The organism is Mycobacterium sp. (genome assembly GCF_002863225.1).
GTDB lineage: Bacteria > Actinomycetota > Actinomycetes > Mycobacteriales > Mycobacteriaceae > Mycobacterium.
Window position 1 is genome coordinate 81405 of sequence record NZ_PKEK01000050.1, and the last position, 15253, is coordinate 96657.

The window sequence follows — 15253 nt, forward strand, 5'->3', positions numbered from 1 at the left end:
AGCCGTCGTAGTCATCCGGTTCGCCAAGCCCAGCACCGCGCAATGGGCGAAGGCATTCGGAACCGCGCTGGTCGCCACATACCTGGCGGCGATCCCGCTGACTGTCCTCTTCATTCAACAGTCAGGGATGGGATGGAAAGCGGGCAACCATCTTTCGATGGAGAGCGTGCTCGGCGGCATCGTAATGCTTTGCGTGGTGTGGACCCCGCTGACGTGCGTGTACCTGTCTTGGGCGTTACTTCCCCTGGCCGGGCTCGCCGCCTACGTCATCGCCGGTCTGCGCAGAGCGACGGAACCCGGATCGGGCGGCTAACCCGCCCGGGCCCGCCGCCGCGGCTCAGTCCTAGCCGCGAGGCGGCGGTTGCACTTCGACGCCGCTCGAGTCGTGTTCCGGGCCTGCGGCCGGGTGGTCGGCCGGTACGCGATTGCGGAACCGGCTGGCCTCACTCGAGGCGTGTTGCGGTATTTCACGCCCACCCTCGCCGTGATAGGGGCCTGGCTTGGTCCGTGGCTTGCCGCCTGGGAAGGCCAGCCGAAAGATGGTGCGATGCACCATGAACCACTGCTTCGAGAAGCGCCCAGTGTTGTAGGGCAGCTCGTAGCGCTCACACACCTCCTTGATCTTTGGTGCGATCTCTGAGTAGCGACTGCTCGGCATATCGGGATAGAGGTGATGCTCCACCTGAAAGCTCAGATTGCCGCTCATGAGATGAAACAACGGGCTGCCATCGATGTTGGCCGCGCCGACCAACTGACGCAGGTACCAATCCCCCCGCGTCTCGTCCTCGACGTCGACCTCATCGAAGGTGTAGGTCTGGTCTGGAAAATGGCCGCAGAAGATGATGGCATGCGACCAGACGTTGCGGATCACATTGGCGATCGCATTCGCTGCCAGAGTGCGCAGATAGGTGCTCTCGACTCCGGGCAGCACCCGGTCCAGGAAAGAGGCAGTCGCGCCGAAACGTCCCGTGTTCGACACTTTTCGCATTCGCCTGGCGATGCGGGATTCCGCCGGCTGGTCGAGCCTGCCGCGCGACGCGAGTTGAACGAGCGCGAATGCACCGGCGCTGACGAGCGGCCACCCGAGATAGTCCTTGATGATCTGTGCGCGAGCCTTGACGCCAATGCCCTTCAAGTCCTTGCGCACCTCCGACCACGGCTTCTCCCGTCGCCGGATTGCCTCGATGTCCAAATCGTGAACGGCCACTCCCCATTCGAACAGCGCGGTGAGCAGCATGTTGTAGAAGAACTGTCCGAGATAGGCCGGGCGCCATTTCTGGTTCGGGTCGATGCGCATGATCTCGTAGCCGAGATCCTTGTCCTTCCCACGGATATTCGTGTACGTGTGATGGACGAAGTTGTGCGAGTGCTTCCACGACGCGGCGGTCGAGGCGGTATCCCAGTCCCACACCGAAGAATGAATGGCGGGATCATTCATCCAATCCCATTGCCCGTGCATCACGTTGTGGCCGATTTCCATGTTCTCCAGGATCTTGGCCACACCCAGACACGCGGTACCGAGCACCCACGAGGTTTTCGACCGCGACGCCAACAGCAGTATCCGGCCCGCCACCACGATCTGACGCTCGGCTGTGATCACCGACTTGATGTAGCGCCGGTCCCGGTCACCGAGGTCGGCATAGACCTCGTCGTGAATCGCGTCTAATTCCTTGGCGAGTTTTTCGCGCTCCTGCTCGCCCAAGTGGGCGAACGGACTATCGAGAGTTGCAGTCATGGTTACTCCTTCGATCACAGTTCGAGTTCAACGTCACCTTCGGCGGCGTTGATGCAGATTCGTACGTCTTGTCCGGTCGGCTCGCTCACCTCGCCGGAACGTAGGTCGCGCAGCGCGCCCGACTTCAGCGTGCCGACACACGTGTGACAAATTCCGATTCGACAACCGTGCTCGAGCTCGAGGCCGGCCTTCTCGCCTGACTCGAGAATTGATGTGTCGCCGTCACATTCGACCGTCGTGTCGCTTTCCAGGAAGCAGACCTGACCGCCCTCGCCGCCCTCGCCGCCCCCGCCGATCTTCGGCTGGAACCGCTCGTAGTGCAGGAGGTCACGATCACCGTTTGCCTCCCAATGTTCGATCAGCGAATCGAGCATCTCTTCGGGGCCGGAACAAAACGACTCGCGCTCGCGCCAATCCGGGCACTCTTCGTCCAGATCGGCGGGCGCGAGCCGACCGCGCTCCGACGTGAGGCGCAGATCCAACCGCATACCCGGGTGGCGGTGAGCGAGTTCCTCCAGAACGGGCAGAAACATGATTTGCTCGCGCTTGCTGGCAGAGTGAATGTGCACAACGTCGCCCAGCTCATTGTCCCGATCGAGACTGCGCAACATGGAAACGATCGGTGTGATGCCGCTACCCGCGCTGATGAACAGCATTTTGGACGGCAGCGGCTCAGGCAGCGTGAACAAGCCCTCGATTTCGCCGAGCCGCACTATTTCGCCGGGCTTGATCTGCTCTACCAGATAGGGCGACACCACGCCGCTGTCCACTTTCTTGGGCGTCACGCTGATCAGGCCGTCTTCGGCAACCGGGTCTGAGGTCAGCGAATAAGCGCGCCAGTGGTAGACGCCATCGATGATCACGCCGAGCCGCACGTACTGGCCAGGCTTGTGGCCCGGCCATTCGTAACCGGGTCTGATCAGAACGCTGGCGGCTTCGCAGCCTTGCGCTTCGACGTGCTCGACCTCGCCGCGGAGTTCCTTGGTGGTCCACAGCGGGTTGATCATCTCTAGGTAATCGTCGGGCTCCAGCGGGCTGAACAATCGCCGAACAGCTCGCAGAAACAGCCGACGACCACGCGGGACTTTTGGGGCTGCGCCGCTTTCAGGCATACTTCCTAACAGTACACACTTGTGCACTGAGATTAACAGTCGTGGCGAAACTTATTTGTACACTGGAGATTTCACATAAAACTTGTCGCCGGTCAAAACACGATTGTTCACTGAATATCACGAGAAAAAGCTTGACCACACTGGTCTAATTTTGTCTTTTGCTAAGAATGCCCGATAAGAGCGCGCTGCAAACATGCAGCAGTGCTAGCGGCAGGGTGAATTCGAGCAAACCGTGTCAGTAGAACTAACCGACGAGCTCGGGATGGAACTTCGCTGCCATACGACGAAGCCCGTCCTGCCAGTCGACGGTGCCGACGCCGACCAGTTCGTGCATGCGCGACGCGTCAGTCGGGTTGCCGCGCAACGCTTCCGGGCTCTCCTCGAACACCGGATCCTTGCCGACCAGCGAGCCGAGATAGCGGCACCAGTCTTGCAGGCTGACCGTCTGGTCGCCGCACCAGTTGACTGTGGTCGCCGGCACCGATGCGACAGCGAGCAGCTTCGGAATGGTCGCGATGATGTCGTCTTCGTGAATGGGGTTGTAGCTGGCCGGATTTCCGACGGGCACCGGGATCGGGATGCCGGCAAGCATCATCTCCATGTGGTAGAACGGCCATCCCCCGTTGTCGCCGTACGGGACGTTGAGTCGGGCGATGACGGTAGGCACGCCGAGCGCGCGGGCCATGCTCCGAGCGACGACCTCTCCGGCGATCTTGGAGATGGAATAGGTGGGAAACAACGGTTTGTGGTTGTCGCCCAACGCGGATCGCTCGGTTCGCGGCTCGTCGTCCGGCGGGTCGTAGACAGCGGCCGAGGAGCAGTGCAGGAACGCTTTGGCACTGCGGCAGTGCGCCATCAGCAGGCCGACCGATTCTGCGTTGGCGCCGAGATCTTTGTCCCAGTTCCCGCTCTTGGCCACGGCCAGGTTGAGCACATAGTCGAAATCTGAAGGCAGGCCGTCGAATTCCCCGGCGGCGAGGTTGACGGTCTCGCACCGAACCCCGGCGCGTTCCAGGACCGCGCGGGCAGCCGCATCGGTGAACCGCGCGATGCCCCACACCTCGTTGTCTTTCGCCAGCGCTTGGGCCACCGGACTTGCGACCTGTCCGGTCGGGCCGGTGATCAGAATTTTCTCGCCATGCATCCGCCGATCGTATTCCCGCCGTCTCGTGCCGTCGGCTTTACCGCAGTAGAAATTTTCGGCTACCTTGGAACAAGGAAGTACACCGACCGGTTTACTAAGGTCGAAAGCATTCCACTCAAAGGAGCCAGCCCCATGTCCACTGTCCTCGTCACCGGAGCAGGTCGCGGAATCGGCCGCGCGATCACCGAAGAATTCATCCGACGCGGTCACCGCGTGATCGGCACCGCCCGCGACCCCCGTTCGCTCGACGGCCTAGACCTTGCCCAACGGTTGGCCCTCGACGTCACCGACGATGCCAGCGTCACCGCGGCGTTCGAAGCCGCGGGCGAGGTCGACGTCGTCGTCATCAACCCCGCCGACATCTTCTACGCAGCCGTGGAAGCCATCCCGCTGGACGAGCTGCAGCGATTGTTCAACCTCAACACCGTGGGCGCTGTGCGCGTCGCGCAAGCCGCGCTGCCCGGTATGCGGGCCCGTGGCGAAGGAAAATTGCTGTTCATGTCCAGCATCGCCGGGCGCATCGCCCTGACACCAGGATCGGCGTACGGAGCGACAAAGTGGGCGTTGGAGGGGCTCGTCGAGGCTCTGGCAATCGAGGTTGCCCCATTCGGTGTTCAGGCGGGTCTGCTCGAGCCCGGCGCGGTGAGTTCCGGTGCGCTCGACGACGTCAAGACCTACACCTTGCCGGACGATCCGTATGCCGATCTTCTCTCCGGCGGCGGCGCCGCGTTCGAAGGAATGATCACCCCGCAACAGGTGGCCAACGAGATCGCCGATGCCGCCGAGAAGCCGCAATTGCCGTTGCGAATTCCGATCGGCGACGCCGCCCGCGCGGTGCTGGCGGCGCGTCGTGGCGCCCCGGACGACGTTCCGTTCGTGCCGACGGCCGGCTAGGGCCGATCGCAAGCCCGGCGTAGCGGGGCGCAGCGGGTCGGCCCCAAGGGCTAGGGCCGATCGCAAGCCCGGCGAGCCGGGCGCAGCGGGTCGGCCCCAATAGCTAGGGCCGCATCTCGTAGGCGCCGTCGTAGGCCCTGACCTGCTCCCACACCCGATCGAACCGGGTGGAGTCGATCACGGGCCTACGTACGGCCGCGAGAGCCCAGTCCTGTTGCGCTGAAGTCGAACTCGACTTGCCGTGCAGCGCGACTGCATACTGCCCGAAGTCGCGAATCTGGACCTCGAAGATCTGGTCCACCAGGTCGGCGTCGAGCCCGATCAAGTCGGCCTGCTCGAGGATCAGCTGGCCGTAGACCACCAACGTGAACAGGTGGCCGATCACGAGCAGGAAGTCGAGATCCTTCATCTGCTCGGGGTCGGGCGCGGCAGTCAGCAGCAAGTCCTTGAGTGCCCGGGCCTGCTCGTAGAACACTCCGACGTTCGGGATCTGCGAGTGTTGCTCGTAAACCTTTGTCCAGTCGGCGAATTGAACCTTCGATGCGCCGCGCGCCGGGCCCTGCGACCAGAAAAAGGTGTCGTCGGCCGGGTCGTTGCGGGTGCCGATCGCCGGGTACTCGGCGGGGTTCAGCATGTAGTTGGGCATGAACTTCAGAATCTGCGCGACGTTGACGTGCACGGTGCCCTCCAGTCGCGGCAGGGCACCGATCAGCCGGGCCACTTCACTGAAGTAGGTGTTCTTCTCGAAACCTTTGGCGGCAAGCACATCCCACAACAACGTGACCACAGTCTCGCCCTCGGAGGTCACCTTGGATTTGGTCACCGGGTTGAAAAGCAGGTAGCGACGGTCGTCGAGGCTGGCGCTGCGGAAGTAGTCGATCGCGCGGTCGCTGAACAGCTTCATCGCGATCACCCGTGCGTAGGCCTCGACGAAGCTGGCCCGCACGTGCGGGAAGTCGGTGACCGGGTTGCCGTACAGAATCCGGTTGTTGGCGTGCGTGATCGCCTCGTAGAAAGCGTGCTCGCACATGCCGATCGAGCCCGAGCAGAGGTTGAACTTCCCGACGTTGACAGTGTTGAGCGCGGCCGAGAACGCCTCCGGGCCGGTACACAGGATGTCCTCTTCGTGCACCGGATAGTCGTTGAGCCGGAAGTTGCTGACGAACATCTGGCCGTGCACGACATTGCCGATCAGTTCGTAGTTCTCGTGGCCGCTGTCGGCGACGAACCAGACGTAGCCGTCGGCACCCTCTAGGTCGGTGCGCCGCGAGAAGACCGACACCATGCCCGCGACGTTGCCGTTGCCGATGTAGTACTTCTCCCCCGACGCACGAAACACCACACCTTCGTCGTCGCCTTCCGCGGCGGGGGTGAGGAGCAGGTCGGTGTTGTAGATATCGGCACCGTGCTCGCGCTCGGAGAGTCCGAACGCCATCACACCGCCGGCCTCGAGTTGTGCAGCGGCCCGCTCCTTGGCCTTGATGTTGTCGCTCTGCCAGATCGGGCCGAGGCCCAGGATCGTCACCTGTTCGGCGTACCAGTACGACAGGCCGTAAAAACCGAAGATCTCGCTCAGCGCCGCGTTGCGGGAGGTGTCCCAGCGTTTGTTCGGATCACCGCCGCCGTACTCCGACGGGGTGAGGAAGGTCGCGAAGATCTTCTCCTGCTTGATGAAGCCCAGGAAGTCCGACACCCACGTCGCCTCGAGGTCTTCCCGGAGCAGCGTGACCTTGCCGCGGTCCTCGAACCAGTCGATCACGGCGCGCAACTGGCGCCGGGTCTCCGGGTCGAAATGCGACGGGTCGTAGGCGTTCGGATCAAACAGCAGTCCCATGGGCGTCGAATCTAGCTCCACGACGATGCGGGCCGCTAGCGGCCTGATGGGGGCTGAAGCTTCTCGCGGATCTCGAGAAGCTAACGATTGGGCCATCACGCGGCGTGGGGGCGCGATCCTGCTGGTCACCCGTGTTGTCGTGGAACCCATGTCCTCATATCTGCCTCGCACCCGACGCGTTGCCGTCGCTGCAGCGGCCTGCGGGACGCTGCTCGCGATCGGCACGCCCCTGGCCGCCGCTGACCCCTCCACCGACGCACTCGGCTTCGTCGACTCCAGTGCCCGATGCGCCGCACCCAATACGGCTGTCGCCTTCGGCAGCACGGCGAACTCGCGGATCGCGATCTGCAAGAGCCCAGCCGGCCAGTTCGGCTACCACGGCGTCCGGATCAGCGACGGCGCGAAGTTGATCGCCTCCGCCACCGCGGACGCCGACGGCAGTTACGTCGTCAAGCAGGACGGCGTGACGTACACGGTGACCTCGAGCGCTCTGGTGGTCAGCGACGCCAGCGGAGTGATTCGCCGCGAACCGATGACGTCGTTCCACGGCCCCAAGACCGTGCCATCTCCGGCCGGTACGGCGCAGACACCGGCGGTCAAGCCACCGGCGACACCGACCGCCAGCCCGACTGCACCCTTGCCGCCGCCGCTACCGGCCGAGGTCGGCGGCGGAAAGCACTAGCCCGCAACCGAGATCGACTGACTCACCGTGTAACTGTCGATCCCCTCGACCCCGAGTTCGCGACCGTAGCCGCTGTTCTTGACGCCACCGAAGGGCGCCGCGGGATCCATGATGTAGCCCTCGTTGACACCGAACGTGCCGGACCGCACGCGCGTCGCGACGCCGATTCCACGATCGGTGTCGACGGTGAACACCGAGCCGGCCAACCCGTACTCGGTGTCATTCGCGATCCGGATCGCCTCGTCCTCGTCACGGTAGGAGATGACGGTCAGCACCGGCCCGAAGATCTCTTCACGGGCGATGCGCATGTCGTTGTCGGCTTGGCTGAAAAGCGTTGGGCGCACGTACCAACCGGTGTCCAGCCCGTCGGGCATCTCCGCCCCGCCGACCACCAGTCGCGCGCCCTCACTCGCGCCCGATTCGATGTAGCTGCGGACGCGCTCCTGCTGGCGCTCGGCCACCAGCGGCCCGATCGCGGTGTTGGGATCCGCGGGATCACCTACTGGCATCGACTCCATTGCTGCCGCGAGCGCATCGACGAACTCCGTCTCGCGGGCTGCCGGTACCAGGATTCGGCTCAGCGCGTTACACACCTGGCCGCTGTTGGCCAAGCTGGCCATCTGGATCGCCGAGGCCACCGCCGTCGGGTCCGCGTCGTCGAGCACGATGGCCGCCGACTTGCCACCCAGTTCGAGACTGACCTGCTTCAGTCCCTGCGCGCAGGCTAGCGCGACCTGACGCCCGGCGGCGGTGGAGCCGGTGAACGAGACCTTGTCCACGCCGTCGTGACTCACCAGCTGCTCGCCCACGTCGGGGCCGCCCGGCACCACGTTCAGCACCCCGGGCGGCAGATCGGCCTGGGCAACCAGCTCGGCGAGCAGCTGCGCATCGAGGACCGACTCCGGCGCCGGCTTGAGCACCACCGAACATCCGGCCAGTAGTGCCGGCACGATTTTTGCGACGGTCAAAAACTGCGGCATGTTCCACGGCACGATCGCGGCGACGACGCCCACCGGTTGCTTGACGATCCGAATGTCCTTGCCGTACAGCCCAGGACGGTCCTGCTGCCAGGAATAACCCGCGGCTATGCCACAGAACGCCGACATCATCGTCAGCGGCAACCGGACCTGCGCCATCTTCGCGAAGCTGATCGGCGCACCGATCTCGGCCGAGATGAGTGACGCCATGTCGGCACGGCGCTCCTTGTAGACGGCCGCAAGTCGCCCGATCGCCTCGATCCGCTCGCCCGGCTGCATTCGCGGCCACGGCCCGGAGTCGAATGCCGCACGCGCCGCCTGCACGGCACGTTCCACATCGGCCGGTCCCGCGCACGCCGCCCGGCCGATCTCGGCACCGCTGTGTGGAGATATGACGGTGATGACGGAATCGCCTTGCGGCGCAGACCACTTACCGTCGATGAAGAGTTCTTCCCTCTGGTACATCCGGTCCTCTCAGGTATTGCGGCCGCCGTTGACGCCGAGGATCTGCCCGGTGATGTAACCGGCTTCCTCGGAGATGAGAAAGGCGCAAGCCGCAGCGATGTCTTCGGGCCGGCCCACCCGGCGCACCGGCGTGCGGTTGATGTGGTCCTCCACGGTTCCGCCTAGCTGATGCTTGCTTTCGGCGCCTCGGAGCATGGGTGTGTCGACGAAGCCCGGTGGAACGGCGTTGACGGTGATGCCGGCTGGACCGTATTCCAGCGCCAGCGATTTCGTCAGGCCGTTCACCGCGGATTTCGCCGCGACGTAGTGCGCCATCAGCTGCTGGCCAGAGTGGGTGCTGGACGACGAGATGTTGACGATGCGGCCCCATCCGGCCTCGACCATGTCGGGCAGCACCGACTGGATGGTGTGGAAGACACCGTTGAGGTTGACGTCGATCACCTTCGACCACTCCTCGAAGGAGATCCTGGAGAACTTCTGGAAGCCGGTCATCCCAGCGGAGTTGACCAGCACCAGGATTGGGCCGAGTTGGGCGCGGATGGCCGCGACGGCTGCATCTACCTGAGCGCGGTCGGTGACATCGACGACGTGGCTGAACTCGTCATCGGTGGGCGTCAGGTCGATGACAGCGACCCGGAACCCGTCGGCGCGCAACCGGTCGACGATCGCACGACCGATCCCCGACGCTCCGCCTGTCACGATCGCCGTCCTCGAGTCCACTACCGCCCCTTCTCGACCGATTTTCCTGAGCGACTGCCCAAACCACTCATGCCTATCACCCGCGGTCGATTATGGTCAAGCCCATGGACAGGCCCCCGTTTCGGTTTGCCGTGCAAGCCACCAACGCGGCCGGCGGGCGCGAGTGGCGCGACACCGTCCGGCGAGTCGAAGAACTCGGCTACTCAACGCTTTTCCTCGCCGACCACTACCTGGGACCGGGTCCGGCGCAAAAGATCGCACGTACCCCCCGCCAGGACCTGGCACCGATAGCGGCGATGGCCGCGGCCGCCGCGGTCACCGAGACGCTGCGAATCGGGTGCCGGGTGTTCTGCGTGGACTATCACGTACCTGCCGTGCTGGCCAAGGAAACCGCGACCCTGGACTTGCTGTCAGATGGCCGGCTGGAGATGGGCATCGGCGCGGGATGGAGTGAAACAGAGTACAACGCAATGGGTTTGACCTTCGATCGGCCGGGCCGGCGTATCGCCAGGCTAGCCGAGGTGGTGGCGGTCATCAAGGCGCATTGGGAAGGTGAGCAACTGGAGTTCGCCGGTCAGATCGTTCAGGTGCGCGGTTACGCCGGCCGGCCGCGAACGGTGCAGAGCCCGCATCCACCCATCATGATCGGCGGCGGCGGCCCGCGGATGCTGGCGTATGCCGCGCGTGAGGCCGACATCGTCAGCATGTCGAGCGTGCAGTTTGTCGCACGCGATGCCGCCGGACGTGACCCTCGAACCGTCGCGCGGCGCCGGATCGACGCCGTCCGAGCTGCCGCCGGTGAACGCTATGCCCAGCTCGAAATCGAGAGTTCGCCCTATTTCACGGCGATCACCGACGATCCCGAGGCGGCTCTCGCCGACGCCGCGTCGTCGACCGGGATACCGGCCGAGGTGTTGCGCGAGCATCCCAACGTGATGATCGGATCGCTGGAAAGCATTGTGGACAGCCTCTATTCGCGGCGCGAGTCGTTCGGCGTCAACTACGTCACGGTGCAGCAGTCACAGATCGAATCGTTCGCGCCGATAGTTGACCGGCTGCACGGCCGATGAAGGCTTGACCACCGCGCGCGGAGGGTGTAACGATGTCACCTAAATAATTGGGCGATCGCTCAAATAGGTGTCAGCCCCGAACGACCACCGCAGGAGTAGACCACTCAATGGCCAAGCGGACCAGATACAGCGACTACCAGAACAGCTATGCCAACTACAATTTCGAGCTCACCGACGACGGCATCCTGTTCATGCAGTGCCACACAAACGGTGACAGCCTGGTGTGGAGCTGGAAAGCCCACGACGAGATGTCGGACGCGTTCGCCGACATCGCCGGCGACCGCGAGATCAAAGTGCTCATCCACACCGGCACCGGCGAGAACTACAACGCCAACTGGGGTCGGCTGCCCAACGGCGAACCGCCCGAACACCCCATCTATCAGGCCATGCCCGACGACCGGGGGACGCACAAGCTCGACGAGAAAGCCTGGTACGCACGCCATCTCATTTTCAATGTGCTCGATGTTGACGTCCCGATGATCAGCGCGGTCAACGGTCCGTGCAACATGCACTCCGAAGTGCCGATCATGGGCGACATCGTGCTGGCCTCCGAGGACGCCTACTTCCAAGACGCCTCGCACTTTCCGCGCGGCCAGGTGCCCGGTGACGGCCAACACGTGATCTGGAGTGTGCTCGCCGGGCACAACCGGGCGCGCTACTTCCTACTCACCGGCCAGAAGGTCAGTGCGCAGGAGGCCAAGGAGTGGGGCGTGGTCAACGAGGTGCTGCCCAAGGACAAGGTGTTGGATCGTGCCTGGGAGCACGCCCGCGAACTGGTCAAGCGACCACCGCTCACTCTGCGGTACACGCGACAGCTGTTCACCAACCCGCTCAAGCGGGCGTTTGTCAACGAACTCGGCCACGGCCTGGCTCGCGAAACCTACGCCCAGCGCGTGTTCTTCCCGTTCGGCGGTGAGATGGCGCCGCTGGATCGGGCGTGGGACGACGAGCCTTGGAGCACCCCGAGCAACGGGGCGGCCGCACAAGAGGGCGCCCACCAGTGACCAGCATCCAGCAGCGACTGTCGACCGGGCGGGGCAAATTCACCACGGATTATCCAGAACTGACCACCGACCCGGTCAACTACGAGGACTCCATCTCACCGGAATTCTTCGACGCCGAACGCGAGGCGGTGTTCAAGCGAAACTGGTTGTGCGTCGGCCGAATTGAGCGACTACCGCGAAAGGGCTCCTACTTCACCCGTGATCTGCCCGGTCGGCTGGCGTCGATCGTGATCGCTCGTGACACCGACGATGAGGTGTACGCATTTCACAACGTCTGCGCGCACCGCGGCAACAAGGTGGTCTGGCAGGAGCATCCGGGCGAGGAATCGTCCGGCAACTGCCGCGCGTTCGCCTGCAAGTATCACGGTTGGCGATATGGGTTGGACGGCAAGGTCAACCACATCACCAACGAAAGCGAATTCTTCGACCTGGACAAAAGCACGCTGCGGATGCCTCCGGTGCACTGCGAGGTCTGGGCCGGTTTCATCTTTGTGCACCTCGCCTCAGAAAAAGGGGCCCCGGCCCCGCTGCGCGATTTCCTCGGCGACGGACTGTTGGGCATCGAGGCCTATCCCTTCGACAAGATGACCCAGCACTACGGGTTCTCCACCCGCATCAACGGCAACTGGAAACTGGCCGTCGACTCGGTGTGCGAGTGGTATCACCCGCCGTACGTGCACGGCCGCTTCATCGATCCCGACGTCGCCAAGGCCGAGATGATGGTGCCACCGGTCGATTCCTATCACTACGACTTGTTCCGGCCGCACATGCTGACCTCGGTGCCCGGGCCACCACCGCTGCCGGCTCGCGAACCCGGCACCGCCGGACCCGCACGTCAGGATCAACGCTGGGTCTACAAGCTGTTTCGCGCAGGCCTTTTCGGGCCCGACGACGTTCCCGACATCGGCGTCGACGAGTCGGCTGACTACCTGAACCGCGGCGGGATCGCCTCCTGGGGCAACGACCAGTTCTGGGTGTTCCCGAACATCTCGATCCAACTCTGGGCCCGCAACTACTACATCACCTACACGTACTGGCCGGAGACCGTCGACACCCACATCTACGAAATCGACCTGTACTTCGTGCCACCGGCCAACGCCGCCGATCGGCTGGCGCAGGAACTGGTGGTGGACAGCACGATCGAGTTCGCCATGCAGGACGTCAACACGATCGAAGCCACTCACTCCGCACTCAAGACACGTGCGCAGAACACATTTCACCTCAGCGACCAAGAACTGCTGATCCGCCAGTTCCACACCGTCATCCGCGACACGGTCGGTGCTTACCAATCCGCCAAGGAGGCATGATGTCGGCTCTCCCCCAGGCGTTTTCGGACCTCGAACCATTCGTCACCGACTGGGCCCTGTCGACCCGCGCGGAGCGCTACGAGGCGCGGCTGTCGAAACCCTTCGACGAACTGGTCAGGTTTTACGACGCGGTGGCGCCCAGAGCGGAGGAGGCGATCGCCTATCTCAACAAGCTCGACATCGACGATCTGCCCGACGATGCCATAACGCTGCTGCACATGCTCTATTCGATGATCCTGGTCTCCTACGCGGTCAACGTGTTCAAGCAGAACCGGATACCCGACTCGGGTGCCGCCTTCTTCGAGATGGTCGCCGAGCCCGCGGTGTGATAGGACTCCCCTCGTGACCGCATCCGCTCGACCCAAGGCACGCGACTCCACGACGCGCGAGTTGTTGATCGCCGCGACGAGTCAGATCATGGTCGACGAGGGCTATGCCGCGGCCACCTCGCGCCGAGTCGCGGCGCAGGCCGGTGTCAAGCCGGCCTTGGTGCACTACTACTTCCCCACCATGGACGAGCTGTATCTGGCTGTCTTCCGGATCGGCGCGACGATCTACCTGGATCGCCAGCAGAAGGCGCTGGCCTCCGACCGGCCGCTGCACGCTTTCTGGGAGACCCTCACGGCACCCAAGGACACCCGGCTGTTGCTGGAATTCATGGGACTTGCCAACCACCGTAAGGAAATTCGCGCGGAGATCGCCGCCTGGTCCGAACGCTGGCGCGAACAACAGATCACCGCGCTGAACTTCATCGTCCGCGAACACGACCTGGACACCGACGACTTCCCCCCGGCCGCGCTGGCGGTGATCATCGCCGCGATCGGGCGCACCCTGATTCTCGAGCAGGGACTCGGAACCGCGGGCGGCCACGACGAGGCCGTCGCACTGGTGCACCGGTTTCTGGACAAATTCGAGATGCCGCAACCGAAAGCTCGCCGCGGCGCCGGTTAGTGCTCACGTTGCGGCAGGGGCCGCCGGTTTGCCCGCCTCCGAGCGACAAAATTGGGGCGGCATCACAATTGTCGCTCGAAGGTGGGCACAACGCATGTCCCCGGATCCTGGGACGGGTGGGTTCGCGGCGCCGGTCAGGGCAGGACGACTAGCAGCTTCTCCCATCCGCGAACCGTCGATGTCGAGGCGAGTTGTGCTGTGTTGTAGTCGATGTCCCACTCCGGCCAGCGGTTGAGAATCTCGTCCAGGGCGACGCGACCTTCCAGTCGCGCCAGGTTGGCGCCCAGGCAGTAGTGCACGCCTTTACCGAACGTGATGTGCGAGATGTTGTCGCGATGGATGTCGAACACATCCGGTTCGTTGTAGCGACGAGGATCCCGGTTGGCGGCACCGAAGAGCAGCAGCACGGCGCTTCCAGCCGGGATCGTGGTGCCATAGAGCTCGAAATCGGCTGCCATCCAACGGGCTACGTGCGGTCCGGTCGGCTCGAAGCGCAGCGTCTCGTCGATGGTCCGGTTCAGCAACGACCGGTCCTGCTCGACCTCGCGCCGTTGGTCGGGATGCTCGGCGAGCACCTTGGCCAGCCAGCCGATCAGCCGGCCCGTCGTCTCGTTGCCGGCACCCGCGACCACTTGCGTGTAGTGCAGCACCTCTTTTCGGGTGAGCTTTCGATGCACACCGTTCTCGTCGTCGAATTCGACGTTGAGCAGGGTGGTCATCAGATCGTCGGAGGGGTTTTTCGAACGCCACTCGACGTAGTCGGCGTAGATCCGTCCGTCGGCGATGGAGTCCGCGTTGGCCACCTTCAGCGGCGTGCCCGGTTTAGTACGCAAATTTGCATCGTTGGCGTCACGAACGGAGATCTGCTCGGACTCCGGAATTCCCAGCAACATTCCGATCACCCGCATGGGCATCATCGACGCAAGCTCGGCGATGATGTCGAACCCGTCCGAGCCGACGTGCGGGTCCAGACATTTCACGCAGTACTGGCGAATCTGGTCCTCGATGGCAGCCATCCGGCGTGGCGTGAACACCCGCGACATCAGTCCGCGCAGCATCGAATGCTCGGGCGGATCCTGGAACATCATCACACCGCCGGGCATGTCGAACTTCGACTTCACCAGCTCGAGGATGTCGCTGCGGCGACTGGAGAAAACCTGCCAATTCGCCAGCGCCTGTTCGACATCGGAGTGCCGCGATATCGCCCAAAAGTCGAACCGCTCGTTGTAGTAGATCGGCGCTTCCTCGCGTAGTCGCGCGAACGTGGGATACGGGTCGTTGTTGATCCCGGTGTCGTAGGGGTCGTAGTAGACGTCGGTCTCAGCTGCGGCAGTCATCTGGTTCCTCAGCCTCCGCGCAAGTTTTGGGCGATCGCCCAA

15 protein-coding genes are annotated in these 15253 nt (G+C 63.7%); 8 read left to right on the forward strand and 7 right to left on the reverse strand.

What is annotated here, in order from left to right:
• Positions 1-157: 157 nt before the first annotated feature.
• Positions 158-313: a hypothetical protein gene (locus tag CYU59_RS16500; protein ID WP_292991565.1), complete on the forward strand. Its 156-nt coding sequence runs from the start codon at positions 158-160 to the stop codon at positions 311-313.
• A gap of 30 nt (positions 314-343) precedes the next feature.
• Here the strand turns inward: CYU59_RS16500 and CYU59_RS16505 are convergent, their stop codons facing one another.
• From CYU59_RS16505 to CYU59_RS16515, 3 genes are all read right to left on the reverse strand, one after another.
• The gene (locus tag CYU59_RS16505; RefSeq protein WP_292991567.1) at positions 344-1735 is read right to left on the reverse strand and encodes an acyl-CoA desaturase; all 1392 of its coding nucleotides are present in this window, start codon (positions 1733-1735) and stop codon (positions 344-346) included.
• Positions 1736-1749: 14 nt separating this feature from the next.
• Positions 1750-2847: a ferredoxin reductase gene (locus CYU59_RS16510; protein WP_292991569.1), complete on the reverse strand. Its 1098-nt coding sequence runs from the start codon at positions 2845-2847 to the stop codon at positions 1750-1752.
• Between the two features lie 244 nt (positions 2848-3091).
• Positions 3092-3991, reverse strand: coding sequence for an NAD(P)-dependent oxidoreductase (locus CYU59_RS16515; protein WP_292991571.1), 900 nt, complete (start codon positions 3989-3991; stop codon positions 3092-3094).
• Between the two features lie 132 nt (positions 3992-4123).
• Here CYU59_RS16515 and CYU59_RS16520 point away from each other — a divergent pair, with 132 nt between their 5' ends.
• Positions 4124-4885, forward strand: coding sequence for an SDR family NAD(P)-dependent oxidoreductase (locus tag CYU59_RS16520; protein ID WP_292991573.1), 762 nt, complete (start codon positions 4124-4126; stop codon positions 4883-4885).
• A gap of 103 nt (positions 4886-4988) precedes the next feature.
• Here the strand turns inward: CYU59_RS16520 and CYU59_RS16525 are convergent, their stop codons facing one another.
• Positions 4989-6719 (reverse strand): acyl-CoA dehydrogenase family protein, encoded by a 1731-nt coding sequence (locus CYU59_RS16525; protein WP_292991575.1) that lies wholly within the window; start codon positions 6717-6719, stop codon positions 4989-4991.
• A gap of 148 nt (positions 6720-6867) precedes the next feature.
• Between CYU59_RS16525 and CYU59_RS16530 the strand changes: the two genes are divergently transcribed.
• Entirely contained in the window at positions 6868-7401 is a 534-nt protein-coding gene (locus tag CYU59_RS16530) for a hypothetical protein (protein WP_292991577.1), read from the forward strand.
• Here CYU59_RS16530 and CYU59_RS16535 read toward each other — a convergent pair.
• Complete coding sequence (locus CYU59_RS16535; RefSeq protein WP_292991579.1) at positions 7398-8843, reverse strand: aldehyde dehydrogenase; 1446 nt, start codon at positions 8841-8843, stop codon at positions 7398-7400. The genes CYU59_RS16530 and CYU59_RS16535 overlap by 4 nt on opposite strands.
• Before the next feature lie 9 nt (positions 8844-8852).
• Positions 8853-9563, reverse strand: coding sequence for an SDR family NAD(P)-dependent oxidoreductase (locus CYU59_RS16540; RefSeq protein ID WP_292991581.1), 711 nt, complete (start codon positions 9561-9563; stop codon positions 8853-8855).
• Between the two features lie 83 nt (positions 9564-9646).
• Between CYU59_RS16540 and CYU59_RS16545 the strand changes: the two genes are divergently transcribed.
• The 5 genes from CYU59_RS16545 (at position 9647) to CYU59_RS16565 (ending at position 13874) form a co-directional block, all read left to right on the forward strand.
• A complete protein-coding gene (locus tag CYU59_RS16545; RefSeq protein WP_292991583.1) occupies positions 9647-10612 on the forward strand; it encodes a TIGR03621 family F420-dependent LLM class oxidoreductase in 966 nt (321 codons plus the stop codon).
• 107 nt (positions 10613-10719) lie between these two features.
• On the forward strand, positions 10720-11616 hold the full coding sequence (locus CYU59_RS16550; RefSeq protein ID WP_292991585.1) for an enoyl-CoA hydratase/isomerase family protein: 897 nt from the start codon (positions 10720-10722) through the stop codon (positions 11614-11616).
• On the forward strand, positions 11613-12923 hold the full coding sequence (locus CYU59_RS16555) for an aromatic ring-hydroxylating dioxygenase subunit alpha (RefSeq protein WP_292991587.1): 1311 nt from the start codon (positions 11613-11615) through the stop codon (positions 12921-12923). Before CYU59_RS16550 ends, CYU59_RS16555 begins: the two co-directional genes overlap by 4 nt.
• On the forward strand, positions 12920-13252 hold the full coding sequence (locus CYU59_RS16560) for a hypothetical protein (RefSeq protein ID WP_292991589.1): 333 nt from the start codon (positions 12920-12922) through the stop codon (positions 13250-13252). Before CYU59_RS16555 ends, CYU59_RS16560 begins: the two co-directional genes overlap by 4 nt.
• 13 nt (positions 13253-13265) lie before the next feature.
• Positions 13266-13874, forward strand: a complete 609-nt coding sequence (locus tag CYU59_RS16565) for a TetR/AcrR family transcriptional regulator (protein WP_292991591.1) — start codon at positions 13266-13268, stop codon at positions 13872-13874.
• A gap of 134 nt (positions 13875-14008) precedes the next feature.
• Here the strand turns inward: CYU59_RS16565 and CYU59_RS16570 are convergent, their stop codons facing one another.
• Positions 14009-15211, reverse strand: coding sequence for a cytochrome P450 (locus tag CYU59_RS16570; protein ID WP_292991593.1), 1203 nt, complete (start codon positions 15209-15211; stop codon positions 14009-14011).
• Positions 15212-15253 lie beyond the last annotated feature (42 nt).

Coding starts and splice junctions, on each gene's coding strand:
- CYU59_RS16500 (WP_292991565.1), top strand. CDS start 158: ATGGAGAGCGTGCTCGGCGGCATCGTAATGCTTTGCGTGGTGTGGACC.
- CYU59_RS16505 (WP_292991567.1), bottom strand. CDS start 1,735: ATGACTGCAACTCTCGATAGTCCGTTCGCCCACTTGGGCGAGCAGGAG.
- CYU59_RS16510 (WP_292991569.1), bottom strand. CDS start 2,847: ATGCCTGAAAGCGGCGCAGCCCCAAAAGTCCCGCGTGGTCGTCGGCTG.
- CYU59_RS16515 (WP_292991571.1), bottom strand. CDS start 3,991: ATGCATGGCGAGAAAATTCTGATCACCGGCCCGACCGGACAGGTCGCA.
- CYU59_RS16520 (WP_292991573.1), top strand. CDS start 4,124: ATGTCCACTGTCCTCGTCACCGGAGCAGGTCGCGGAATCGGCCGCGCG.
- CYU59_RS16525 (WP_292991575.1), bottom strand. CDS start 6,719: ATGGGACTGCTGTTTGATCCGAACGCCTACGACCCGTCGCATTTCGAC.
- CYU59_RS16530 (WP_292991577.1), top strand. CDS start 6,868: ATGTCCTCATATCTGCCTCGCACCCGACGCGTTGCCGTCGCTGCAGCG.
- CYU59_RS16535 (WP_292991579.1), bottom strand. CDS start 8,843: ATGTACCAGAGGGAAGAACTCTTCATCGACGGTAAGTGGTCTGCGCCG.
- CYU59_RS16545 (WP_292991583.1), top strand. CDS start 9,647: ATGGACAGGCCCCCGTTTCGGTTTGCCGTGCAAGCCACCAACGCGGCC.
- CYU59_RS16550 (WP_292991585.1), top strand. CDS start 10,720: ATGGCCAAGCGGACCAGATACAGCGACTACCAGAACAGCTATGCCAAC.
- CYU59_RS16560 (WP_292991589.1), top strand. CDS start 12,920: ATGATGTCGGCTCTCCCCCAGGCGTTTTCGGACCTCGAACCATTCGTC.
- CYU59_RS16570 (WP_292991593.1), bottom strand. CDS start 15,211: ATGACTGCCGCAGCTGAGACCGACGTCTACTACGACCCCTACGACACC.